Source organism: Marinobacter sp. B-12, assembly GCF_056857915.1.
Map to the genome: position 1 here is coordinate 25,049 of NZ_JBSXOB010000063.1, position 23,326 is coordinate 48,374.

General features: G+C 58.4%; 19 protein-coding genes. 7 read left to right on the forward strand and 12 right to left on the reverse strand.

Annotation, left to right across the window (positions count from 1 at the left end; genetic code table 11):
• The first annotated feature begins 117 nt into the window (after window positions 1–117).
• Together AC13D2_RS17845 and AC13D2_RS17850 are read left to right on the forward strand one after the other, a co-directional pair.
• Window positions 118–1,293: a benzoate/H(+) symporter BenE family transporter gene (locus AC13D2_RS17845; protein ID WP_286749942.1), complete on the forward strand. Its 1,176-nt coding sequence runs from the start codon at window positions 118–120 to the stop codon at window positions 1,291–1,293.
• Window positions 1,294–1,344: 51 nt separating this feature from the next.
• Complete coding sequence (locus tag AC13D2_RS17850) at window positions 1,345–1,812, forward strand: acyl-CoA thioesterase (RefSeq protein WP_286749941.1); 468 nt, start codon at window positions 1,345–1,347, stop codon at window positions 1,810–1,812.
• Here the strand turns inward: AC13D2_RS17850 and AC13D2_RS17855 are convergent, their stop codons facing one another.
• Together AC13D2_RS17855 and AC13D2_RS17860 are read right to left on the reverse strand one after the other, a co-directional pair.
• Window positions 1,813–2,496, reverse strand: coding sequence for a type 1 glutamine amidotransferase domain-containing protein (locus AC13D2_RS17855; RefSeq protein ID WP_286749940.1), 684 nt, complete (start codon window positions 2,494–2,496; stop codon window positions 1,813–1,815). It lies immediately after the preceding gene.
• Window positions 2,497–2,644: 148 nt separating this feature from the next.
• Entirely contained in the window at window positions 2,645–2,791 is a 147-nt protein-coding gene (locus AC13D2_RS17860; RefSeq protein ID WP_286749939.1) for a hypothetical protein, read from the reverse strand.
• A gap of 219 nt (window positions 2,792–3,010) precedes the next feature.
• On the opposite strand from AC13D2_RS17860, the gene AC13D2_RS17865 reads away from it, so the two are divergent.
• Complete coding sequence (locus AC13D2_RS17865; RefSeq protein ID WP_286749938.1) at window positions 3,011–3,439, forward strand: hotdog fold thioesterase; 429 nt, start codon at window positions 3,011–3,013, stop codon at window positions 3,437–3,439.
• On the opposite strand, the gene AC13D2_RS17870 is transcribed toward AC13D2_RS17865, so the two are convergent.
• From AC13D2_RS17870 to AC13D2_RS17905, 8 genes are all read right to left on the reverse strand, one after another.
• Window positions 3,404–4,741: a cyclic di-GMP phosphodiesterase gene (locus tag AC13D2_RS17870; protein WP_482938969.1), complete on the reverse strand. Its 1,338-nt coding sequence runs from the start codon at window positions 4,739–4,741 to the stop codon at window positions 3,404–3,406. The genes AC13D2_RS17865 and AC13D2_RS17870 overlap by 36 nt on opposite strands.
• Before the next feature lie 177 nt (window positions 4,742–4,918).
• Window positions 4,919–6,295 carry an exopolysaccharide Pel transporter PelG gene (pelG, locus tag AC13D2_RS17875; RefSeq protein WP_482938970.1) on the reverse strand — a complete coding sequence of 459 codons (1,377 nt, stop codon included), beginning with the start codon at window positions 6,293–6,295 and terminating at the stop codon, window positions 4,919–4,921.
• Window positions 6,295–7,815, reverse strand: coding sequence for a GT4 family glycosyltransferase PelF (gene pelF / locus AC13D2_RS17880; protein ID WP_292046500.1), 1,521 nt, complete (start codon window positions 7,813–7,815; stop codon window positions 6,295–6,297). The genes pelG and pelF overlap by 1 nt, the downstream gene beginning before the upstream one ends.
• A complete protein-coding gene (locus AC13D2_RS17885; protein ID WP_300493673.1) occupies window positions 7,812–8,798 on the reverse strand; it encodes a HEAT repeat domain-containing protein in 987 nt (328 codons plus the stop codon). The genes pelF and AC13D2_RS17885 overlap by 4 nt, the downstream gene beginning before the upstream one ends.
• On the reverse strand, window positions 8,788–10,137 hold the full coding sequence (locus AC13D2_RS17890) for a PelD GGDEF domain-containing protein (RefSeq protein ID WP_482938971.1): 1,350 nt from the start codon (window positions 10,135–10,137) through the stop codon (window positions 8,788–8,790). The genes AC13D2_RS17885 and AC13D2_RS17890 overlap by 11 nt, the downstream gene beginning before the upstream one ends.
• Window positions 10,138–10,162: 25 nt before the next feature.
• Window positions 10,163–10,687 carry a hypothetical protein gene (locus AC13D2_RS17895; protein ID WP_482938972.1) on the reverse strand — a complete coding sequence of 175 codons (525 nt, stop codon included), beginning with the start codon at window positions 10,685–10,687 and terminating at the stop codon, window positions 10,163–10,165.
• A gap of 11 nt (window positions 10,688–10,698) precedes the next feature.
• Window positions 10,699–14,166: a tetratricopeptide repeat protein gene (locus tag AC13D2_RS17900; protein WP_482938973.1), complete on the reverse strand. Its 3,468-nt coding sequence runs from the start codon at window positions 14,164–14,166 to the stop codon at window positions 10,699–10,701.
• A 4-nt stretch (window positions 14,167–14,170) separates the two neighbouring features.
• Window positions 14,171–16,942: a bifunctional glycoside hydrolase/polysaccharide deacetylase family protein gene (locus tag AC13D2_RS17905; RefSeq protein ID WP_292046492.1), complete on the reverse strand. Its 2,772-nt coding sequence runs from the start codon at window positions 16,940–16,942 to the stop codon at window positions 14,171–14,173.
• Between the two features lie 141 nt (window positions 16,943–17,083).
• Between AC13D2_RS17905 and AC13D2_RS17910 the strand changes: the two genes are divergently transcribed.
• Entirely contained in the window at window positions 17,084–17,764 is a 681-nt protein-coding gene (locus tag AC13D2_RS17910) for a hypothetical protein (protein ID WP_286749923.1), read from the forward strand.
• An 8-nt stretch (window positions 17,765–17,772) separates the two neighbouring features.
• Here the strand turns inward: AC13D2_RS17910 and AC13D2_RS17915 are convergent, their stop codons facing one another.
• The gene (locus AC13D2_RS17915; protein WP_286749922.1) at window positions 17,773–18,504 is read right to left on the reverse strand and encodes a sulfite exporter TauE/SafE family protein; all 732 of its coding nucleotides are present in this window, start codon (window positions 18,502–18,504) and stop codon (window positions 17,773–17,775) included.
• A gap of 140 nt (window positions 18,505–18,644) precedes the next feature.
• Here AC13D2_RS17915 and AC13D2_RS17920 point away from each other — a divergent pair, with 140 nt between their 5' ends.
• Complete coding sequence (locus AC13D2_RS17920; RefSeq protein ID WP_286749921.1) at window positions 18,645–19,103, forward strand: YchJ family protein; 459 nt, start codon at window positions 18,645–18,647, stop codon at window positions 19,101–19,103.
• Entirely contained in the window at window positions 19,100–19,999 is a 900-nt protein-coding gene (gene rarD, locus AC13D2_RS17925) for an EamA family transporter RarD (protein WP_292046491.1), read from the forward strand. The genes AC13D2_RS17920 and rarD overlap by 4 nt, the downstream gene beginning before the upstream one ends.
• Before the next feature lie 7 nt (window positions 20,000–20,006).
• Here rarD and AC13D2_RS17930 read toward each other — a convergent pair whose 3' ends face one another.
• The gene (locus tag AC13D2_RS17930; protein WP_482938974.1) at window positions 20,007–21,368 is read right to left on the reverse strand and encodes a CHAD domain-containing protein; all 1,362 of its coding nucleotides are present in this window, start codon (window positions 21,366–21,368) and stop codon (window positions 20,007–20,009) included.
• A 265-nt stretch (window positions 21,369–21,633) separates the two neighbouring features.
• On the opposite strand from AC13D2_RS17930, the gene AC13D2_RS17935 reads away from it, so the two are divergent.
• Window positions 21,634–23,310: a methyl-accepting chemotaxis protein gene (locus tag AC13D2_RS17935; protein ID WP_300493693.1), complete on the forward strand. Its 1,677-nt coding sequence runs from the start codon at window positions 21,634–21,636 to the stop codon at window positions 23,308–23,310.
• The last annotated feature ends 16 nt before the right edge of the window (window positions 23,311–23,326 follow it).

Genomic DNA, 23,326 nt, shown 5'->3' on the forward strand with positions numbered 1-23,326 from the left:
GGATGCGGATGCAACCCAGGGTAGACAGTCAGTCTGACCCTCCTTGGCCCCGGCGTGTAAGCGCCTGGGGCCCTTTTTCGTTAAGCAGAATCATAAAACCAACAACGGATTGCGCTTATGTCGAGACTTCTGAAAGACCTTTCTTTGCCGGCCATTGTGGCCGGGTTTCTGGCCGTTCTGGTGTCCTACTCCGGGCCGCTGGCCATCCTGTTCCAGGCTGGAGCAAGTGCTGGCATTTCCGACGAGATGATGACGTCCTGGGTCTGGGCAATCTCCATGGGTGCGGCGGTTTCCGGCATCATTCTGTCGATCTGGCTCAAGGCGCCGGTCGTCACTGCCTGGTCGGCGCCCGGCACCGCGTTGTTGGTGGCGCTGTTTCCGGAACTGTCGCTGAATGAGGCCGTAGGCGCCTATATTACGGCGGCGGTCATCATTTTTATCATTGGTGTCTCAGGCACCTTTGACACGTTCGTTCGTGCCATTCCCAAGGGCATTGCCGCGGGCATGATGGCGGGCATCCTGTTCCAGTTCGGCGTGGGGGCGTTTACCGCGATTGAAACAACCCCGGCGCTGGCGATTGGCATGCTGCTTTCCTACGTGGTGTTCCGTCGTCTGTTTCCCAAGTACACCCTGATTTTGCTGTTGATTGCCGGTGTGATTCTGGCAGTGGTATTGGAAGGGGCATCACTGTCTGGCGTGCGCTGGAGTATTGCAGTCCCACAGTTCATTGAGCCGGAGTGGAACCTTGGATCAACGTTGAGCCTGGCGATTCCGCTGGTACTGGTGAGCCTGACCGGGCAATTTCTCCCAGGCATGGCAATCCTTCAGGGGGCCGGGTACCCGGTCAGGGCCAAGCCGATCATCGGGGTGACCAGCCTGGTATCGCTGCCGATGGCGTTCTTTGGCGGTATCACCACGGTGGTGGCGGCAATCACCGCCGCCATCTGCACGGGTAAGGATGCCCACGAAGACCCCTCCCGTCGATACGTTGCCGGTGTGTTTAACGGCGTGTTCTATCTGGTGGGTGGCCTGTTTGCCGGTACCATCGTCAGTCTGTTCACCTCACTGCCTGCGGCCTTTGTTGCGGTACTTGCGGGGCTGGCGTTGCTGGGGGCTATTGCGGGCAACCTGTTTGCCGCGCTGGAAGATGCCAGCCATCGTGAAGCGTCATTGATCACCTTTATTGTGACGGCCTCTGGCATGTCGGTGTTCGGGCTGTCGTCTGCGTTCTGGGGTGTTGTGATCGGCTATGGTTGTTACCTGGTTCTTAATGGCAGTACCGGCAGAAAATGATTTCTGGATGGGGTAGGCTGGGGGCTTCTCGGATTTTGGGGCTGAGTGACCATGACTGAATCGACCGACCTGCCATTCCGGTTTCGGTTTCGCGTCCGCTACGGTGAATGCGATGCCCAGAGTGTGGTGTTCAATGCACGCTACGCGGATTACGTGGACATTTCCGTTAATGAATATATCCGCGTTCTGTTCGGGGATTACCAGAATCTGCTGGATCAGGATCTGGACATTCAGGTAGTGAGTCTCACCGTGAACTATCGGGCACCGGCGCGCTTTGATGATGTGTTGGAAGCCAGGATACGAGCTGGCCGTATCGGTAACACCTCATTCACGGTGCATCTTGAATTTTATCGGTACGGTGATGGATTGCTGGTGGCAGAGGCTGATATCACTTACGTGTTGATCCAGCCGTCGACAATGACGAAGACGCCACTGCCGGACGCCATCCGGAAAACGCTGGAGGAAGGCGCTCCCGGCGTGCTGATCAGTCACGCCGGGGAGCAAGTTCAGGATCGCTGATCAGCCCTGCTGCAAGGCCTGCATCACCGCCTTGGCGGTGCCTTCCGAGGAGGGCGGGTTCTGCCCGGTAATCAGCTTACCGTCCACCACGATGTGCGGTGTGAAGTCATCCCCGCAGGTGTAGGTGGCGGATTTTTCCTTCAGCATGTCTTCCAGCAGGAATGGCACAACGTTGGTCAGGCCAACGGTGTCTTCCTCACTGTTGCTGAAACCGGTCACGTTGCGACCGCCGACGAGGTTCTGCCCTGGCTTGATCTCGACGTCTCTGAAGACCGCCGGGGCATGGCATACGGCGCCAATGACCTTGTCCTGTTCGTAGGCTGCCTTGATCAGAGCGACGGACTTGTCATCGTTCACCAGATCCCACAATGGGCCATGGCCTCCGGGGTAAAACAGGGCGTCATAGTCGTTCATATCCACATCCGCCAGTTTCTTCGTGCTGGCGAGCGCTTCCTTGGCATGGGCGTCCTGCTGGAAACGACGGGTGGTTTCCGTCAGTGCATCCTCAGTTTCACTGTTGGGGTCGACGGGTGGCTGCCCGCCCTTGGGAGAGGCAACGGTGATGTCTGCGCCAGCATCCTTGAAAACGTAATAGGGGGCGGTGAACTCTTCCAGCCAAAAGCCGGTCTTGTGCCCGGTATCTCCCATCTGATCGTGCGAGGTGAGAACCATCAGTACTTTCATGTAACCTGTCCTTTTTGATCAAGGGATGTATTCTGACAACTGCCTTATAATCTTCTTTGTTGCGGTGATCCGGCTGGAATTCAACCGTGTGGGCGAGCGATCGCACCAGAACACTCATGGCGGGGTGATGTTGAAAAAACTGTTTGAATCAACGTTGCGACTGTTCCGTGCGCTTTGTCTCTGGGCTGCGGTTGGTATGGAGTTGTACGTTGCGATCAGTCTGCTGTTTCAGATCCAGCCACGCCTGAAAAATGCTGCTGGCGTTGCCGGCCAGTTGAGTTGCTGCTCGGCTCATCACACCTTCTCCTGTTTGCTTCGACTCACTGAAAGACTAGCAGCAATAATCTCTAATGCAAACGATTATCAATAACAATTCAGGGTATGGTTAGTCTTGCCTGGTGGGATGCGTTTATAGGATACCCACCCTATGGTCGTTCGCTACCTATCTGTATACACTAAAGAGCTTTGGCGCCCCTCAGCTTACAGGGCCCACAACACTAGGAGGTAGCAGTCGATGGCAATCTGGACCCGCAGTATCCCCACCCTCGAACAAATGGCCGAAGCGAGTAAAAACACCGCTGTCGAGACCATGGGTATTGAGTACGTGGAAATTGGCGATGACTACGTGATTGGCCGGATTCCGGTCGACGAGCGTACGGTGCAGCCGTTTGGCATTCTCCACGGCGGATCGTCAGTGGTGCTGGCGGAGACGTTGGGCAGCATGGCCGCCAACTATTGCCTGCGCAAGGAGAACCAGATTGCGGTGGGGCTGGACATCAACGCCAACCACATTCGGTCGGTTACCAGTGGCTGGGTGTACGGTACGGCCCGCCCGGTTCATATCGGCGGTACAACGCAGGTCTGGGAAATAAAGCTGGAAAACGAGGAGGGTAAGCTGACCTGTATCTCAAGACTCACCATGGCCGTCATCGACCGGGGCTGATATCTCCGGGGCCTTGCGACTGAGGATGCCCTGTTCGATGAAGTTTTTCATCACGATACCGTAGCTCTCGTCCGGCACTTCCCGGGCAATTTTGTAGGGTTGTCCGGCGCTGTCCGGTGTTTCTTTCAGCAGGTTTACTTCGCGGAACGTGTCCAGTGACTGCTTGGTCGCGTCCCGGACAAGCAGTACGCGCGGCTTGAGTTTGCTGGTGGGATGAGTCGCCACGATAATGCCCACCTCTCCATTAGTCATTTCCACGATGGAACCGGGTGGGTAAACGCCAATCATGCGGATAAACTCCACCGCCAGCTCGGCGTCGAACTGGGCGCCTTTATTGCGGTGGATGATCTGCAGAGCTTCCATGGACGCACGCCCCTTGTCGTAAACCCGGGAACTGGTGATGGCGTCGTAGGTGTCGACTAGCCCCACGATTTTCGCGAACAGCGGAATCTGGTACCCCGAAAGGCCCCGTGGATAGCCCTTACCATCCATTCGTTCGTGATGTGAATAGGCAACATCAACGGCCGCATGTGCCAGTCGGGGAAGCGCCGCAAGCACATCGCGACCAAATGTGGTGTGGTTTTTCATCACCGCGAATTCTTCGGGCGTGAGAGCCCCTGGCTTGTTCAGGATCTCGTCGTCGATGCGCATCTTGCCGACATCGTGAAGCAGGCCGCACAGCGCCACAGTGCGGATCTCCCCCTCCAGAAGCCCCAGGTGCTTGGCGAAAGCAGCTGACAGGATCGATACATTGATGCAGTGTTCGGCCGTGTATTCGTCCTTGTTCTTGATCTTGGTGAGCAGCAACAGGGCATTGTCGTTGCGCAGCACGCTGTCGACGCAGTTATCCACCACCTGGTGGATCTGGTTCATCTCCAGGGTGCGCCCGAGCCGTAGGCTGGACATGATGTTTTTAGCCGTAGCTTTGGCATCGGCATAATTCATCCGCGCCGTTGCCATTTCCCGGCGGGCGTCTACTTTATTGACGTAAGTGACTTTTCGCTTGGGGATGGCCGAAGGCGCTTGAGAGCCGTCGGCCCGGCCAGTTCCAACGGAGGTTTTCCGCTTGCTCACCGGCAGATGTCTCTCGGCGGTTGGAGCGACTTGTACACGTCCTTCCACGATGACCGTTTCGCACTGTTGCTGAACGGCGAGCACATCTTCCTCGGTCTGAAGAATGAAGCCCTGAAGCAGGAAATCGGTGTCTTCCCAGGGCCGGTCGAGACGAATGACATGCATCCCTATCGCCAACTGGGATACGGGGATTTCCGTCTCTACGATGTCTTCGCGGCCCATTGGCATAGTTAAGTAGTCTCGAAACCAGGATTGGCACGATCGTCAGAGTAAACTCTGTTCAGGCTTTGTGCGCTTCTCCTAAAGTATGAGTGAACGCTGCGCTCGCGTATCACTTGAATCCTAAAATAATGTCAAATGCTGTAACTAAATGAAATCATGCCGGTAATTTCAGCCTAGCATGTACTACCGCCCCTGCAACATGAAGGTTTCGTACTCCAGCTTGTCGAACTTCCGTGACAGCAGCCACAGGCCGGTCAGCACTGCGAGCAGGGCGGCAGCGGCAAAGCCATAGCCGTAGAACGACGCCCCCAATTCGATAGTGATAAACGTAAACACAATATTGCCGAAGAAAAACAGCGCACAGAGGGTGACGTTGATGCCCCGCGCGTCGAGGTAGAACAGCACGTTCTGGATCGCCAGCAGCAGCAGTTGGATGCCAACGGCGACCAGGTCAATGTGGAATAATGGCAGATACAGGGGGGAAATTCCGATAGCCGCCAGGATTTCCTCGCTCCAGAGGAAAATCACAATGACGGTTAGGCCTTGCACCTTGAAGATCTCGTAGATGCCATTGCGGGCCACAATGACCATCTGGTCCCGGAAGCGATTGATCCGTTCCAGGGTATCGCCTTCCCGTACGGCGTTGTAGAAACGTTCATAGGCCTCTGCAAAGTCGGTTTCCATGCGGACCAGGAATACCGCCATACCGGGAATGATCGAGAGGTAAGCCAGGAAGATGGGCAGGTCGTAAATCACCGAGGCGCGCAGGCTGGCAATAATGGGCTGGGACGTGTCCGGGTGGAACCAGAAGATAAATTTATCGGCCCACACCGCCGCATTGAACAGCAGACCGGTAAGAATCAGTGCCGGAAAAATCTGCCGCCGCCGGGTAAAATCAAAGCGGATGAAGTGGTTGCCTGGATATTGCCGGATAATGGTGTAGAAGAAGCTGAAGAACAGCAGGCTGTGGCCCAGAAGAAGGCCCGCCAGCAATCCCTCAAGGCCAAATTGTGACAGCACCATGGAGCTGACCACGGCGGTGGCGTAACCCAATGCGAAAACCACCACAATGCGACGATAGGACTTCATGCTGGACAGGAAGATCGTCACCGGCCACAGGTTACACAGCACGACGAAGTTGGCCAGCATCAGCAGGCGGTACAGCACCGAAGTGTCGCTGAAAAACAGCACCATGGCCATCAACCCCAGGCCCAGGGACAGTACCGTGGTAACCCAGATCAGCCCCATCAGATTGGGCAGGATCAGGTCATTGCGCTTGGCGTACAGCCGGTCTGCCACCCACCGGGTGAAGACGTGCTGGAACAGGCCCGACAGGGTCAGGGAGACGGCCATCAGGTAGGTTACCGATACCAGGAACTGAACTACCTCGGTATCAGATACCGCCAGTGTGAAACTGATCACCCCGATCAGCATGACGCCGAGCACTGACAGCACCCAAGGGCCGGAGCTGATGATACCGGCCAGGCCGTAGGCCTCGAACAGGTTCAGGAAGCTGTCGCGCTTGAGGATGCGGCGTATCTCGAAACCGATGCCTGCCATTAGCCGTTCAACCCCCTGTCGTAAATGGAGCGATAGGCCCCGAACATGCTTTCCAGGGTATAGAACTTCTGTACCCGTTCCAGTCCCGCTTTTTGCGCCTGTTGCCATTGTTCGGGGTTCGATAGCAGCCGCACCGCTTCCCGCGCGGTCGCTTCCGGGTCAGCGATGGGCACAACGGCACCGCTGGCGCCCAGTGCCCGATCTTCGTCGCTGGCGCCTTCCAGTAATTCGCGGCAAGCGCCTACATCGGTGGCCAGGCAGGGCAAGCCCGCGGCGTGGGCCTCAAGGATCACCAGCGGCAATGCCTCGGAAATGGACGTCAGTACCATCAATCCAAGCTGAGGAAGAATGTCGTTGACGTTCTGGAACCCCAGGAATTTCACTCGCTGGTTGAGGCCCAGGCTATCCACCAGTTCCTTGCATTCGCGTACATAGGTTTCGTCCTCGTCTTCCGGGCCGACGATCCAGCCCTCCACGTCGGGAATGCTGTCGCTGACCGAGCGCATGGCGCGGATGAAGGTTTTTATATCCTTGATGGGAACGACCCGCCCGACCAGCCCCAGGACTTTCGGAATGCCTTCAGGGCGAGCCTTCCTGGCGGCGTCGAAGCGGGTGGGCTCAATACCATTGGGAATAATGCAGGTACGTTCGGGCGGTGCACCGTCCTGAAACTGCCGTTGCTGGTTGCCCTGGTACAGCGACACGATCGGGTCTGCCTGCTGGTAGGCCAGGCGTCCCAAAGCCTCGAAAAAACGGATCCAGAGTCTGCGAATGTACCCCAACTGCTCATTCAGCGTACCGCTGACCTGGTCCGTGGGGTCGTGAATCCACTGGGCTTGGGACAGGTCAATCTTGCGCTCCTTGGTGTAGATACCATGTTCACTGAGTGCAAAGGGAATGCCCCTCTGTTCGCTGGCGATGGCGCCGAGCAAGCCCGCGTAACCGGTGGAAATGGAATGCAGCATGCGTACGGCCGGCATCTTCCGCGCCACTTCTGCGAGCTGGAATAACGGCGCGTGCATGATTCGGATGGACCAGAAATAATCGACGAACGACGGTTCCGTGCAGTATTTGCGGTAGTTCTCGTCAATCATCTCCCAGCTTTCTTCGCTGTAGAGGAAGTCGTCACGGCTGATGCCCCGCTTCTGGCCCAGGTCCGCAAACACCTTGTGGAGGATGTCTGGCGGTACTGATTCTTCGGACTTAAATTGCTCGTGCAGGCACTTCTGGGCTTCGAAGGCGGCCTTGTTACCCCGCCGTGGCCGGGGTTTGCCAGCGGCTTCGGTGTCCATCAGGTAGTGGCATTCCAGGTGAGTGACATTGTCCGGGAGAACATACTGTTGCTCGCCGTAGTGCGCGCGGTCGCCGCCCAGAAAGATGAGGGCGAAGGTGTATTCCGGCAGGCCTGTAATGACTTGGTGCACCCAGGAGGACACCCCGCCCCGGATGAACGGATAGGTGCCTTCCAGCAACAGGGCGATGTCAGCTTTTGGGGTTACGCTGGTTTTGGGTAATGTCATAGCCATGACTTGATGACCGGTCGGTTGGCGGGGTGGAAACGCTCGAGAGGGCAGGCCGAAAGATGTTGGCGCACCTGATCAAAATCCCGGCGCAGGTACGCGACTTCCCCCAGGTAAGGCATGATCAATTCCGGTGACGAGCCGCCAGCAAGAGCCGAACGGAAGGCCTCCTCGGCGTTGTCGATGTTGCCCAGGGCCAACTCCACCCGGCCGAGCAGGCGCCAGTCGTTGTGTTGGGAGCGGCGGGCCACCAGTCGTCGTAGCAGTTTACCGGCACTGTCCAGGTAATACTGTCGCAGGCCACCTTGGGCCAGGCCCAGGTAAGCCATCTCCCACCAGACCTGTGCCAGCCTCCGTTGAAGGGAAACGCTGGTCAGGTCGTCGGCGCTCTGCAGTGACTGCTGGAGAGTGCCGGCTCGCTGGGCCAGGGTTTTCTCTTTTTGCTCAAGCATGGAATAGGCCAGCAATCGCACATCGTCAGACGGGTCTTTCAGAGCTTCACGCAGAATTTCAATGGCGTCCCGGTCGTTCATCTGGCGAGTGGCCATCAATGCTTTCAGGCGTTTGTCGGTGTCAATGGCCTCGCGCAACACCTGGCGAAGGCCGCCCTGGCTGTATACCACCTGCAGGTCCATATCGATCGGCTGGAACGGCAGTTCAGGGATGTCCACTTCCTGCCAGGGTATGTCGCGACTTGATCGTGGCAGATAGAGTGCCAGTAACATGCCCAGCACCAGGCCCACGCTGCCAATGAAAGGGATGGCAAACTGCAGGGTGAACAGGAAGACACCTGTGGTAATGGGCTGCCCGCGATAGCGCGACGGCATCAACGGCAGCAGGATCAGGGTGAGCAGCGCACAGGCCATGGCATGGGCGATCAGGTAAGCGGCGAGCTCAAGGTTGCCGGCGGTGGGTGATAGCAGCCCGGTGACGCCGCCGGTTTCCAGCGCCAGGGCTAGCAGCGCAAACCAGCTATTGGCCATGGTTAGTCTCCCCGTGACTGTCGAACAGGAAGGACTGTACCCACTCATCGGCCTGGGCCCGATTACGGACCTGCAGCGTTTGCGGTGTCACCAGGTCACTGGCGTGCAAACCCAGCTGTTCTCTCAGCCCGTCGTCCAGGCGTTGCAGATAGCCGGCCAGGCCCAGTTCATCGGTGAGCGGCATCAAAACGACGATGTAGCGCTGATTGCCAGCCCGGTGTTCGGCAATGACATCGAGGCCCCGGCGGACTTTTTGAATGTGGTCGGCAATCAACTGGCCATTGCGGCTGTCGGCGAGTGGCAAGCCCACCATCGCTGCGGGTAGGTTGAAAAATTCCGCGTCGCGGCCAGCACGGGCCAGATGGCGACGGAAGTAACGCCACTCCGGTGAGCCACCGGCCTTTACTTCCGTTTGTTCGTGGGCGATGTCCGCCATGTGCCCGGCCAGGATAGCCAGCAGTCGCAACGAGCGAGCCTCAAAGCTGAAAAAGGGCATGGTCTCGATAACGCACAGGCCGATAAAGCGATCCTCGGAATCGATCAGGGGAATGGCTGCCAGCAGATCGGTGTTGAGGTCGCCCATACGCTGGCGGAACTCGGTCTGTACGGACACCAGTCTCCGTTCCGCCAGTGCGTGCAGCAGAAGGGGGTCTTTCAGGTCCATTTTTTGAAAGCGACCGACCGTCGCCAATGGTTCCGGCTCGGGTACCCCATTTTTGATGGCATAGATGCCTGCAATCTGCAGTTGCCCATAACGCACAAGTAGCTGGAGCATCAATGAGGCCGTCTCCTGATTCAGCCCGGTCTGACCGGCATCACCAACCTGTGCGTAGAGGCGTCGAAGGGCCTCTCTCAGACTGCTGGAGCTGCCGGCCAGTTGTTGCTCCAGTCGGTCATGGGAGACCTTGAGCAAATAGTAGTTGCGGGTGAACTCTTCCAGACGGGAGCCGCGGTAGTCGTTGCTTGCTTCCAGTTTCTGCTGCTGGCGGCCCCAGTAGTCCCGAAACTCGCCCGCCAACAGGCTGATGCCGAGCACCCCAATGGTCCAAACGTAAGGAAATTCACGGGCGCCGCCGGTGATCTCGAGCCGCAGGTGAAAACCCAGGGCAGCGATGATGATCAGGGCTGAAATCAGCGCCATGAAAAAACCATACCTCAGGCCTACCAGCAGCGGTGCCAGCACTGGCCAGGGAAAGTTACCCGTCAGATAGAACGGATCATCCGGCCGGTGCCAAACGCTGAAAGCCAGGAAAAACGCGGTAATCAGCAGGGTTTCCAGCCACTTCAGGGCAATGGGCACCCGTACCTTCTCGCCCGTTATCTGCTCTGCTTCGTCCATAGTGAACCCTGTTGCTCAGGCGGTGTTATTGGCTTTCGGTGATTGGCATGGCGTTGGCCAGCTCGTCCAGAACCTTGTGGGCCGCCACGCTCAGGCTTTCGCGGCCCCATCCCGTGCGGGCGGAGGTGCCGGACCACACCACGCGATTGTCATCTGCGCTGCGTATTTCCAGGGTGACACCCACGGCGGGCTCGCCATCCAGCCCTCTTTTGTAGCGCCACTCCTCCACGGTGCCCGTAAACAGGTAATCAGCACCGTCGTTGCGGGCCGTGGCGAGGGCTGTTTGCTGTCGTTCACTGCTTTCGTACAGCAGGGGGTTGCGGTCGTCCGGCAGGTAAAGCGTCACGTTTTCGCTGCCCTTGGCTCTCAGGATTGCGGATAGAACACTGGCGGCCTGGTCCCCAGCCTGGGGCGTCTGTGACAGGTTAATCAGCGGCAGCACCGCAAACTGTCCGTCTTCTGGAATCGGCGAGCCTTCCTGACTCTGGATAACCGAACAGCCAGCCAGAAGTAACAGGGTGAGCCAGAGGCTATGGCGTAGTGTTTTCATAACGGTCTCCTTCAGCGACCAGGGTAAATCGTGTATGTAAGATTGAATTCAGTTCGGCCGTTGCCGTCCAGCCCTTCCGACGACCAGCGTCCGGACAGGGCCAGTTCATCATCCCCCAGCACTCTCCAACCCAGGCCCACTTCCACACCGACTTCCGCCGTTGAAGTGGATAATACATAACCGGCGTCCAAACCGAGAAATGCGCGGGGTGAGGGTGTTGAGCGATACAATGCGTGGGGTGAGCCATGGAACCAACGTGTGCCGACACCGATACGTTCGTACTCCTCGGTCAGCAGGCTGGCGGTTTCCAGTGGCTGATCCAGTGCCGCAAGGGTGGATGAGGGCAGGGTGTCGGCCAGTGATAGCTGCTGGTTGCGATAGCCCGCGCTGATAATCCAGGCCGGGTCATTGCGGAAAATGGTGTAGGTGGCATTCAGGTCCAGCCCGAAGCCGTCCGCCAGTTGATCGTTCTCCAGGCTGTTGACCGTCAATTGTTCAATCTGGGCATTCAGGTTAAGCCGGGAGAAAGGGGTGTAGCTGGCGCTGGCGTAGGCGCGGTCGCGGCGGGTCAGCCACCAGGCTTCGGCGCTGTCCGGTGTGCGCTCCTGAAAATGGTAGCCGGCACCGAGGGCGATGCGGTCAGACCATTGCTGGTCGAAGGCGGCGCTGACGGCCAGGTCATCCTGCTGGTAGCGCGGCAACTGGCTGACCGATACCGACCAAGCGCCGTTGCCTGAGCGCCTGTTCACCTCGAAAGACGTTTCGCTGCTGCGCCCGGGGGTGCTTATCAGGCGCCCGGAACCGCTCGCCTTGAGGGTGTTGGCAGACAGTTGCCAGCGAAACTCGTCTTCGCTGAATTGGCCGGTTATCCCGCTGCGTTGAACGGTAAAGTTACCCAGGTTCTGCCAGCGGCTGCCCACTTGGATGGCACGGTTGAGCGTCTGGTGTAAATTTACCGTGTCCTGCATCGTCACTCTCTGCTGTTCCGGCGTCATTGGGCTATTGAGTCGGTCAAGCTGTCGGACATAGCGGCCGATCTGTTGTTCGCGGTTTTCTGGCGCGGGCCGGAGCGTTTGTCCGATGCGTTGGCGTACTGCTTCGTTTCGACCGTCCGGTACAGGCAGCAGGGCCTCCGCGACCAGTGTGTCACCCTGGTTGGACGCGAAATACGCCAGGGTTTCCCGCAACCCCCTCTGGTCAGGGTCGTCGCCGTCGCCGCTGCGGGGAAAGGTCGCCAACGTCTGCCAGGCCAGCTTGAGCAACCCTTCCTCACTGTACACCGTGAAGCGGTTGGCTGGAGTGGATGGGTCTTCCCGTAATCTTACCGCGGCCTTTTGGCGCAGATCGGTTGCGGTGCCGGGTGCACCTGTCTGTTCCAGCAGTCTTGCCGTGTCCAGAAGCCACTCAATGTCATCACTGCGGGTTTTCATGCCCTGACGAAACCAGTTCAGGGCCTGTCTCGGCTGGCCCAGGGCACTGTAACCATAGGCCAGGACCGGGTAGGCGGCGGGAGAAGGTGTATCATCGATTCGGGCCAGCAGGGCCTGGAGGGTGTCGGCGAACTGTTCCGCATTGGCAAGTTGCAGCCAGGCCCAACTGATCATCAGGTTCTCGTCGTCGGGTGCCAGCTCCCACGCGGCGCGGTAGGCATCGTTTGCTGCCAGGACCTCGTCGTTGCGTTGGTGAATCAAAGCCCGAAGTGACCAGTAGCGCGGGTTGTTGCGGGCAGTGGGTAGTTCCGTTTGCCAGCGTTCGAGGGTTTGCTCCAGTTCCTGCCACTGCCCGAGGGCCAACTGGTATTCAGCAATAGCAGCCAGGAACCTGGGTTGCCCTGTTTCGAGGAACAGGTGCTCACTCAGTGATAAGGCTCTTGGGTAATCCTCGAAAAGGGCCGCCAGGTTAAGCAGGCGCTCCTTCAGATTCAGCGTAAGCTCGCTGTCGCTTCTGGCCAGGAGACTTTCATAATCCCGCTCCAGAATGTCGGTTCTACCCAGGCTGTTCGCCAGGTCCATCCGCATGATTTGAACCGTCTCGGCCAGTTGCCGGTCTTGCGGCTCGAAATCCAACAGTGCCAGGGCTCGTTCAGGTTGCCGTGTGCGCCAGTAAAGAGAGGCCAGTTGTATACGGTCGGCGTCGGATAACCGTGGCTCGTTTTCCAGCAGTTCAATGGCGGCGGGGAAATCACGCAGGTTAACGAGCAGCGTCAGCAGCCGTTCCCTGAGCGTGTCGGACCGGGGAAATCGTGATCGGCCTTCCGTTAACCACTCCCTTGCATCATCGAAGCGTCCGGCACCCACCAATGCCTCGGCCAGGGTGATGTAGCCGTCCGGCTGCAAACGCTCCTGCCTGGCCCCCTCGGTTAACAGCATTCGCAGTGTGTCCCATTGGAAAAGCCCGCGCGCCAGGTCCACCGATCGTTGGAAGGCCTGCGAAGAACCGGTTTGCTGATAGAGGGACACCCAGACAGGCAGTGCTTCCTGAGGCAGGTCGTTCCATTCCAGCACTTGAGCCATCGTTTGCCGGTCTTCGTGAGTGAGCCCGTTCGGTGTTTTCTGCAGCCTCCGGATGGTATTGAGCGCCGCTTTCAGATCCCCGGCGGCGAGTTGGAAGGCCAGCAATTCTCGCTGGTACTCTGTGTCGCCGGGATGCCGGTTCGCCCGTTGCCGAATCCAGGTGGCTTCATCCGAAGCCGAACCAGCCAGTCTTGCCAGCCGGATACCTTCGGTCAGTGCTGGTTCCGACATCCTGGTGTCGGGGAGTTTTTGCTTGAAGAGCGCCAGCGCCGCTTTCGGATTGCCGCCGGCAAGCTCCAGGCGAATGATGTTGTCGATGAACTCATCGCGGGCCTCGGGGCGGACCGTATCAATATAGGGGCGCAAAGTGGCTGCAGCCATGCCGGGCCGGGACTGTGCTTCCTCCAGCCGAGCGATTTCAAGGGCCAGTTGAAGCCGCTGGCCGGGGTTGGTCATCCGGTCCTCAACGCCTTGCAGTAATGTCAGGTAACGGGGCTGGCTCAGCCAACTGGAGGCGGGCCTCAAGAGCTCCAGAATGCGCTCCGGTTCGTAGGGTTGGCGGACCAGCGCCTGGGCGTCGGCAAAGAGCTGGTCTTTCCGGGCCTCCTTCCTGGGGCCTTCGGGAATGGCGAACAGTCGTTGTGTCTGCAGTTCCAGGTAATACGCAAAGGCCTCTTCCGGCACGGTCTGTTGCGCCATCAAGGGAGCCATTACCTGGTCTGCGCGTTCCAGTTGGCCGGTTGTGCCAAGGGCCCGGGCCAGGCTGAGGCGCAAGGGAGTGTTGTCTGAATCCGAACGCAGCAACACTTCCAGATAGGCGATGGAAAGGGCGTCTGGCGTTTCAAGGTAGTCGGGGTTCTCGAACACCGCCTGCCTGGGAAACAGCAGATACAACGCCAGCGCGATAAGCGCCCCCATAAGGACGAGTGCGGGCAGGCTGAAGAAGGACTCCCTGTTCCGACGCATAACGCTATTGGCACTCCAGCGTCAGGGAATCCGTTTGCCGGCCGCTGAGAGCAACTTGCACCTGTTCACCTGTCCGGGATATCCGAGCCGAATTGTCGCTGGTTGTGCATCGCCGGGTTCCGGCAAGGGTGAATTCCACGTTTTGATGGCTCTGCAAGCCCAGGATTATCCGCCATTTACCGGCTACCTGCTGGCGCTGCCATTGGGTAAGCACGCCATTGGCATGGGCCAGACTGGGGCCTTCCGGAGCGGTATCGGTCAGGAACAGTTGGGGTGAGTCACCGGTCAGATGCACGTAGCGGTGGCCGGCAACATCGTGGAAACCGGCGACGCCAGTGCTTCTCTCCAGGTCGGGAAACTGGTCCTGCTCAATGGTGACGGTATGGGGTTGGCCAATACCACGCCAACGCCAGCTACCGTCGTCGTCTCTGAGCAACGCCGAGTAATAGAGAGTTTGCACACGCTTGGCGTAGTCGCTGAGATAGAGCGGCGTGACGGGTTGAGCAAGGGCGTATTGGTAGATCTCATGCAAGGCGCCCAGGGCCTCGGGTTTGGTGCCCGAATAGGAGTGGTAGTAAATGCCCATGGGCTTCAGCCGGCCTTTGTCTTCGAGAATGCGGAAAGTGTCTGTCACATTGCGGAACCCATAGTAAGGGCCTGTCCAGTGGTTGGTGTAGACGTTTTCGTTCATCACCGGTGCGTACACCTGCAGTTCATCGCCCACGGGGCGGGCATCAGGCCAGGTTTCCGCCAACTCGGAAGCGTAGGGCAGTGGCTTGGTGTTGCCGCCATTGACGTTGACCAGACCGGCTTCCCGAACCCGTTTCAGGGCATTGGCGCCGGGCCGGGCGTCGCCCGTCCAGAGGAACACCGATACGGGTTTGTCCGCCGGGGCCAGGCGTTGATTAATGTATCGCACCGAGCCCTCGATTTCCCGTTCAAGCGACGCCTGGTAATCCGGGATGTTCATGAAATAGCCATACAGTGTGTTTTCAAGCCTCGGGGCGGGGCCACCTTCTATCGATTGCCAGAAGAACGGATGACTGTAGGTATGAGATGCCACTTCCACCGAGTTCATTCTGAACAGGGCCCGCGCGATGCGTTCTGCTTCCGCGCTGGCACCCGGGTACAGGCCCTTGGGGGAGACTTCTGATTCGATGACCGAAACGGTGTGGGGCACTTCGTACCGCGACAGAATCTCATCCTGGATGACCTGGGCGCTCAGCGGGCTGCCGGGAAACTCCCCCCGGGAGACGAAACCATCGCCGTCAATGTGGGCCGTGAGTATACGGCGGCCATTTTCAGTGGTGGTATCAATCACCGGCATGGCGGGTGCACCATAGGCCTGCTGGATAAACTCGAAGGGGTTGAACAGCCAGTAGGCTTCGTCGTCGGGCCCGGTTTCGAACAGGAAGGGCGCTGAGGCCACGCCGCCCCCGCCATGGGTGTATATGGCCGAAAACCGCTGGCCCTGCGCGTCGGTGATGGTCAGCCAGGGCGTGTGCCCTTCTACTTGCGGCATGGCTTGCGTGGTCAGGGAGGGCAGCCGCCGACCTTCGTAATGGGTCACCGATGGGTGTACGCGCTCATGGCTCAGAGGCGCAGCGGGCACCGCGGTGCGGTTAGCGGCCATCACGCCGCTGCACGCCGGGTTACCGGGGATCAGCCCCATCAGCACCACGGGTACACCCTTGTCCTGCTGCCGGGCAAGCCATGAACAAAGGCCGCTGTGACGATCCCCGGTTTCCCACCAGACCAGGATACCCGCGTACCGGTCTTCGGTGGGCTCCGTTGGCAGAGGTTCCAGCGCGGAGTGATACTGTGGGATGAATCCGGAACGCTCCAGCACAATGCCACCAAAACGATGGGCGGCGCTTCGGTCCATGTTGAATTCTGGCAAGTCATGAATCACCAGGACGTGGCGTTTCACCTGTGCGGGTTGGGACGGGCTGAGGCGATCCAGGGCCGGGTTGGCCACCCAGGGCACAAAACCGTCGCGACGTAGCTGGCCTGCAAGTTCCCCGGCCCGGGAGGCGTCCGCTACGTAATCGATGGCAATCATGGGCATGTCCGGCCGCGCCTCACGCCAGCGCTGTAGCTGTTTGTCCAGCCACTGCCGGTCTGTTTCAGAAACTTTGTAGTAAAGTTTTTCCTTGGCGTTGTAGCCATTGCGCCAGGACTCCAGGGCGAGCCCGTCGACCTGACCGATAACGCTGTCTGGCAGGTGGAAGCCGCGGTTGAGGATAATCTTGCCGTTCGGGTGCCGGGCGCGGATGTCCGAAATCAGTTGTGTCTGAGCTTCTGCGAAGGCTTGCGTCTGCGCTTCGCCACTGGCAGCAAGCGTAAAGCTGTCCAGAGTATCGAGAAACACCCCCTGGAAGCCGCGCTTGAAGGCCGGGTCAATGAGGTTGTCCAGCAGAAAGGTGCGAACGTCGGGGTTGCGCAGGTCCAGCACAGCGCTTGACCAGGCCGGGTTCTTGCCGACCAGCCAGCTTTTCTGCAGGCTTCCGAACAGTCGATGGCTGCGGGCCATTTCTCCGACACTGACGTAGGCAATGGGAGCGGTGCTGGCCCCGGCCAGCAGGTCGACACGTGCGTCGCTGGCCTGGTCCTGTTGCAACACCACCCAGTCGTAAGCCATCAGGCTGCCTATCGGAGCTTCATGGCCATAGTAGAACGCGATGTTAGGCGGTTGGCCCACGGCATTGGTCGTAAAACTGAAGGGCAACAGTAGGGCGACTGCAAGAAGCTGAAGCAGAGGGTGTCGTCTTATCATGTGGGACCGGAATCAGGTAAAGCAGCGACTGAATGATGCGCGCAATGTCATCGCGAATGAGTAATACGTTGCTAATCTAGTATAGATGACAATGTGCAAGCACTCGATTATAAGAGCATTTTGTAATGAGGGAATAGTGTTATGACCTCGGTGAAGAACGGCATCCCCCTGTGGTGGCTGGCCATGGCCGCCACGTTGACGCCGCTGATCACCATTCACGCGACTTTCGCGGTGTCGGTACTGGAAGGGCACATTTCCTGGTGTATTCCATACTGGGACAGCTGCACGAGCATCAGCCGCACTGGCCGATACGGTACCAGCTATTTCATTTTCAAGGGCACCATGTTGCCGGCGGCGATGCTCGGCATTCTGTTCTGGGCTCTCAACGGTCGTTGGCTACTGCAACTGGGTGCCACCAGTCGCGGTCGGCCCTGGGTCCCCTGGCTGGGCTTTGTCGCATGTATGTCTCTTGCCGCCTACACGCTGGCCCTGGGTCACGAAGGGGATGGTTTCAACCTGATTCGCCGGATTGGTGTCGTGCTGTATTTTTCGCTGACGTTCATCGCGCAGTTGCTGATCAGCTCGGCACTGAAGGGGCATCCGCGATGGCATGCCAATGGCAGGCGACTGTTGTGGCTATGTGAGCTGATACTGGCGGTGGGTATTCTATCGGTTATCCTCACGGCCGTTGTGCCAGAGGTGTACAGCCAGGTAGACGACGCCTTCGAATGGGTTTTGGCGTTTTTGATCAATCTTCATGCGATATGGGTCGCGGTATTGTGGAAACAGAGTCGTTTCCGGGCGAGACTGTGGGCTGAGTAATTCAGAGGTCAGAGCGACATCAGCCCACGAACCAGTGCCGCCACACCAGCAACGGCTGCGATGCCGAGAATGACCGGCCTCAGTCCGTCAAAAGGCATGCGGTTGACCAGCTTGCCGGAAAGCCAGAAGCCGATGAGAACCCCCGGAAAGGTGACAGCAAACAACTGTAGCTCTCGCTGCCCCAGGTAGCCGGAAACCACCAGGGCGGCAATACTGAAAAAACTCGCCACCAGAAAGAAGGCCGACATATTGGCCCGCACCAGTGGTCCCTTCTGATTCTGGTAGATCAGTGCAATCGGTGGGCCGCCAACGGCGGTAATGGTTCCCATGTAGGTCGAGGCAGCGCCGGCCAGGATACTGTTGCGAGCGTTCAGGGCAGGTCGCAAACCACCTGCGCTCAATAATACGCCAATCAGGATCAGAACGCCGAACGCCAGCTCAAATCCCGTGGGTGAAATCAGCATCAGCGTAATTCCGGCCAGGATCATGCCGCCAACGCCCCCGCCAATGGCAAAGCGCACTTCGCGGACCTGCAAGGCGCCCCGGTTCCGCAGCAGCATGAAAATCGTCAGCACCACGGCGTTCAGAACCAGCGGCGCCGGTATCAGCATGGGGCTGATCAGGAACAGCAATGGTGCCGCCAGCGTACCGATGCCGTAACCTGCCACGCCCTGCAAACAGGCGCCGGCCAGCAAAGCCAGGTTGGCAAGTAGTATCTGCAGCAGGGAAAGGTCAGTCACAATCGGGCTACTCGATCAGGTCAATTGATGATTGTTGATAGCACAGCCGCAGGGCAACTAAAACTGTTAAAATGAATCATTTACGTGTCCTGGGTCTGCCGGGTCCGTGAACAGCACTAACCGGCGATAAGGACGACCCGATGGCGCCAGAGATTACCCCGGACGACTGCCCCTGTGGCAGCCGCCAACCGTACAGCACTTGTTGCGAGCCATGCCATCAGGGCAAACCGGCATCCTCACCGGAAGCCCTTATGCGATCTCGCTACTGCGCGTTTGTACTGAATCTGACGGACTATCTGAAAGCCACATGGCACACCAGCACCCGGCCCCAAGACCTTGATCTTACCGAGTCGCCGAAGTGGGTGTCGCTGCAGGTACTGTCGTCAGATGAAGGTGAACACGAGGGCAGGGTGCACTTTCGCGCTCTTTACCGGGCAGACGGTGGCTGGGGGTATCTGGAAGAGAACTCCCGCTTCGTTCGCGACGGTGGGCGTTGGTACTACGTGTCAGGCGATACCCGCGAAGGGACCCTCAAGCCTGGCCGGAACGAATCCTGCCCCTGCGGAAGTGGCAGAAAATATAAGGCCTGTTGCCTGTGAAACACGCTACGCCTGAAGCGGCAAAAGGCGTGGGTTTCGGCCTGTCCGCCTATACCTTGTGGGGCTGTTTCCCTATTTATTTCGCCCTTTTCGAGGGTGTGCCATCCTACGAAGTGCTGGTTCACCGGATCGTCTGGTCCTGTGTTTTTCTCGCCATTGTGGTGAGCTTCCTGGGGCGCTGGAAACCCATCACTGCTGCGTTGGCTCGCCCCAGGAAGCTTGGCTTCGTATTCGGGTGTGCGGTGTTCATTGCACTGAACTGGGGGGTCTATATCTATGCCGTGGAAACCCGGCATGTGCTCCAGGCGAGCCTGGGGTATTTCCTCACGCCGCTGGTGAATGTCGGGCTGGGCATGCTGGTGTTGCGGGAAAGCATTTCCCGACTACAAATTGTGGCGGTTGCATTGGCGACCATCGCCATCCTTTACCAGCTTTTTCTATTGGGCGTGGTTCCCTGGATCACCCTGGTGCTTGCGTTCAGTTTCGGTACCTACGGCCTGCTCCGAAAGCAGGTGGAGCTGGATGGCCTTTCGGGCCTGTTTGTGGAGACGCTGCTTCTGTTGCCCGTCGGTCTGCTGGCTCTCGGGTTGCTGAGTTCCGTCGGGGAATCCCACTTCAATGACAATATCTCGACCACGCTGCTTCTGATGTCCAGCGGTATCGTCACCGCCATCCCCCTGTTGTTCTTTGCGGGTGCTGCCCGCCGGCTACGCTTGGCGACCGTGGGCTTTCTGATGTACATCAACCCCACGCTGCAGTTCTTCATCGCGCTGTTTGTGTTTGATGAACCCATGAGTGGGGAGAAGCTGGCGAGCTTCGTGATGATCTGGGTGGCGCTGGGACTTTATTCCTGGTCGGCCTGGATGGGGCGTGGGATGAATCCCGCCCCCAAATAGCGGGGTGTCAGCCAATGCCACCAAGGGTCAGTATGTCATCCCGCCGACGGTTTTTCTCCTCGGCAAGGTTTGCGATCAGCGTGTTCAGGCCCGCCACTGGTGCCAGCATGTCAGGCTCCGTGGCAATGCTATCGCGAAAGTCCGATAGCATGTCTATCTGCACGTGCAGGTCCTGGAAGTCACCGAACCGTTGTTGTCGATGTTTTAACTGCCTGAGCATGTCGCGGAACGCCGGTTTGTCCAATTCGGCCAGGTAGCGTATGCGTTTCAGTCGTTTGCGCAGGTCGTGAAAGTGATCGTCCGGGGACTGTTCGTTCAGTTGCCGCGCCACGTCGTTGTGCTTGTGTATGTGCTTTTCCAGGGCTTTGCGGACGTCTTCGGTGGCCAGTTTCCGGGTTACCTTTGTCAAGTGGCGGGAGGTGAGGCGCTGGTACCACCCATCCATGTCTTTGCGGTATTGCCGACTGTTCAGGCGTTTGGTCAGTTCCTGGTGTTCAACGTCTGCCAGGTTGGCAAAATGGCTGCGGGCGCCGGAGCTCACCAGGGCCAACTGGGTATCTTCCTCCAACGGCCATTGCGCCAGGTCACCCAGTAATACGTGAAGGTCTCTGAGCCGGCTGGTGGCTTGGCCATGCCACTTCAATACCTTGACGGCCTTGCGTAAATCGCCGTCACCGCGGATGTCGACAACCGCTTCAGCAATGGCCCGGCTGCGGCGGATGGCAATGCGGTACTGATGCAGAAACTCGTCGTCGTATCCGTGCAAGACGCCGGGTTCCAGACCCCTGATGCGTTGATACTGGTGTAACAGCGATTCTGGGATATGCCCTGGCAGGGGCAGGTGCTCATCGATATGGATTTTCGTGCGTTTGCGATGAAACTGCTCGTAGCTAACGTCGTTTGGCGTCAGTAACTTTTCAAGCCGGCCCTTGTTTTTGCCGATCTCGTGCCAGTGTTCTATTGGCAGCGCAATGTGCATGTAACTGCAAGTGGGGAAAGCGTCAGGTGCGTGTTTTAACAGCAGACATGCCAGATCCTCCAGCGCCGGGTTGTGGCCAATCAGGGTAATGCTGTCTTCGCTCCGGTCGCGCAACCAGTCCAGCACGACCTCATGGTTAAACGTGTAGAGAACAGGCGCCAGATTAACGGTGTGATGGAGGTTACTCGGGATCAGACCTTCCAGGGTCTGTCGGGCGCGGGCGGCATTGCTGCAGTATACCGTTCCGTCGAGCGCCCCTTCCGCACGGATTGCCCTGCCCATTGGCTCCAGTTGTTTCAGCCCGCGGTTGTTGAGAGGGCGCTCGTGATCACGAAGACCATCGTCGGCCCAGCTGGATTTCGCGTGGCGAATCAGATAGAGGTGTTTCATCCGTGCCCTTGACGCCGGTTTTATTGGGTCAGATTTGATGAATCGGACGTTTGTGCCTAGACCTTTAGTCTAACGCGGGTTCAAGTCCATCGCCTACCAGCCGTTGATACTCTCAACAATAAATGCAAATGCATGAGTGAGTTGTGGCAGTGTCGCAGCTTTATACCCCGAATCCGAACACACGGTATTACAAACTGGAACACACTCTGGTGCACGGTTGTGGATAATTGCCCTGAATATTTGATCTCATACGGAGAAGTCCTTAATGACATTGCTGAGCCGGTTACGCATTCGTTCCCGTCTTCTGCTGGGCGTTCTGGTCCCGGTGGTAATAACGGCGGCAACCCTCGCCTGGATTTCGGTCGCCCAGATAAAAAGCGGTGGTGAGGCCGAGCTTGAGCGCCTGGAAGCAAGTTTGCTCAGTGCCCGCAAGGAAGAATTGAAGAATCTGGTGGATACCGCCCGTTCCGTGGTGCTGGACGCAAAGAACGATCCGGACCTTTCGGATGCCGAGGCCCGCGAAGCGGCAAGGGATCGTCTGCGCTCTATCCAATTTGGGGGCGGCAACTATATTTTTGCGTATGCCAAAGATCTGGAAAACCTGGCCTACGCGCCGGATCCTTCCCGGGAAGGACCTACGACCAACCCAGATGTTCAGAAGCTGATACGATCACTGTTTGAAGCGGCACGTAAGGATGGCTTTTTTGGTTATGACTGGCCCAACCCCGCCTCTGGCGAGGTTGAGCCCAAGGTGTCATTTACCACGATTGTTCCCGATTGGGGCTGGATGATCGGGACCGGTGTGTATGTCACCGATATCGCGGAAGTAGTTTCTGCCGCACGCGCGGATATTGAAGCTGAGATCGCTGAAACTCTCGGTTTTATTGTTCTGGTAACCGTGATTGTGGTCGTCATCGCATTGCTCATCGGTGTGTTTGTAGGTCGTACGGTGACGAAACCGTTGAACACCGTTACTGCCATGATGAAGGACATCGCCGAGGGTGAGGGCGATCTCCGTCACCGCCTGCCGGACGAAGGTAGCGACGAACTTGCAGAGCTCGGGCGGCGTTTCAATGCCTTCGTAGTGAAAATCCAGGACACCATCCGCGATGTCGGCGCGACTACCGACCAGGTTGCTTCCGCAGCGGAAGAACTCAGCCGCGTTGCCAATGAAACCCGGGCCTCGGTGCAGGAGCAGGGTTCCGAAACGGATCAAATTGCTTCAGCCATTAACGAAATGGCGGCCACGATCCAGCAGATTTCCGGCAATGCCAACTCGGTGGAAAGCGCGGCCTCCGACGCAGACAGGCTTGCACGGGATGGCGGCGAGACCATTGCTAACGCCCAGGCTTCTGTAAACCAGCTGTCGGAGGAGATTGAATCCAGTTCTACCCGCATCAGTAACCTGGCTGAAAAAACCGACGAGATTACCCAGGTACTGGATGTCATCCACGCCGTCACTGACCAGACCAACCTGTTGGCCCTCAATGCGGCGATTGAAGCGGCCCGGGCCGGCGAGCATGGCCGCGGTTTTTCGGTGGTTGCCGATGAAGTGCGCCAACTGGCCAAACGCAGTGCGGAATCCGCTGATCAGATTCGCGGTATGATTGACGGCTTCGTGACTGAGTCCCGCGCTGCGGTGGAGCGGATGGATGCGTCCCGCCAACGTTCCAGCGAAACGGTAGAGCGCATCAACCACGCCACCGACGCCCTGCGCACCATTGAGAAGTCTGTGGGCCATATTCATGATCAGGTGACCCAGATTGCCACAGCGGCGGAACAGCAGAGCCAGGTGGCCGAGGAAATCAACCAGAACGTGGTGCGTATCGTGGACGCGGCGCAGCGTAGCGATACAGGCGTAAACCAGACCAATGAGGCGAGCCACGAGCTGGCGCGGCTGGGCGAGAGTCTGCGTGAGCTGGTAGGTCAGTTCAAGGTATAGAACCGTTGCTTCTGGC

Coding starts and splice junctions, on each gene's coding strand:
- AC13D2_RS17845 (WP_286749942.1), top strand. CDS start 118: ATGTCGAGACTTCTGAAAGACCTTTCTTTGCCGGCCATTGTGGCCGGG.
- AC13D2_RS17850 (WP_286749941.1), top strand. CDS start 1,345: ATGACTGAATCGACCGACCTGCCATTCCGGTTTCGGTTTCGCGTCCGC.
- AC13D2_RS17855 (WP_286749940.1), bottom strand. CDS start 2,496: ATGAAAGTACTGATGGTTCTCACCTCGCACGATCAGATGGGAGATACC.
- AC13D2_RS17860 (WP_286749939.1), bottom strand. CDS start 2,791: ATGAGCCGAGCAGCAACTCAACTGGCCGGCAACGCCAGCAGCATTTTT.
- AC13D2_RS17865 (WP_286749938.1), top strand. CDS start 3,011: ATGGCAATCTGGACCCGCAGTATCCCCACCCTCGAACAAATGGCCGAA.
- AC13D2_RS17870 (WP_482938969.1), bottom strand. CDS start 4,741: ATGCCAATGGGCCGCGAAGACATCGTAGAGACGGAAATCCCCGTATCC.
- pelG (WP_482938970.1), bottom strand. CDS start 6,295: ATGGCAGGCATCGGTTTCGAGATACGCCGCATCCTCAAGCGCGACAGC.
- pelF (WP_292046500.1), bottom strand. CDS start 7,815: ATGACATTACCCAAAACCAGCGTAACCCCAAAAGCTGACATCGCCCTG.
- AC13D2_RS17885 (WP_300493673.1), bottom strand. CDS start 8,798: ATGGCCAATAGCTGGTTTGCGCTGCTAGCCCTGGCGCTGGAAACCGGC.
- AC13D2_RS17890 (WP_482938971.1), bottom strand. CDS start 10,137: ATGGACGAAGCAGAGCAGATAACGGGCGAGAAGGTACGGGTGCCCATT.
- AC13D2_RS17895 (WP_482938972.1), bottom strand. CDS start 10,687: ATGAAAACACTACGCCATAGCCTCTGGCTCACCCTGTTACTTCTGGCT.
- AC13D2_RS17900 (WP_482938973.1), bottom strand. CDS start 14,166: ATGCGTCGGAACAGGGAGTCCTTCTTCAGCCTGCCCGCACTCGTCCTT.
- AC13D2_RS17905 (WP_292046492.1), bottom strand. CDS start 16,942: ATGATAAGACGACACCCTCTGCTTCAGCTTCTTGCAGTCGCCCTACTG.
- AC13D2_RS17910 (WP_286749923.1), top strand. CDS start 17,084: ATGACCTCGGTGAAGAACGGCATCCCCCTGTGGTGGCTGGCCATGGCC.
- AC13D2_RS17920 (WP_286749921.1), top strand. CDS start 18,645: ATGGCGCCAGAGATTACCCCGGACGACTGCCCCTGTGGCAGCCGCCAA.
- AC13D2_RS17930 (WP_482938974.1), bottom strand. CDS start 21,368: ATGAAACACCTCTATCTGATTCGCCACGCGAAATCCAGCTGGGCCGAC.
- AC13D2_RS17935 (WP_300493693.1), top strand. CDS start 21,634: ATGACATTGCTGAGCCGGTTACGCATTCGTTCCCGTCTTCTGCTGGGC.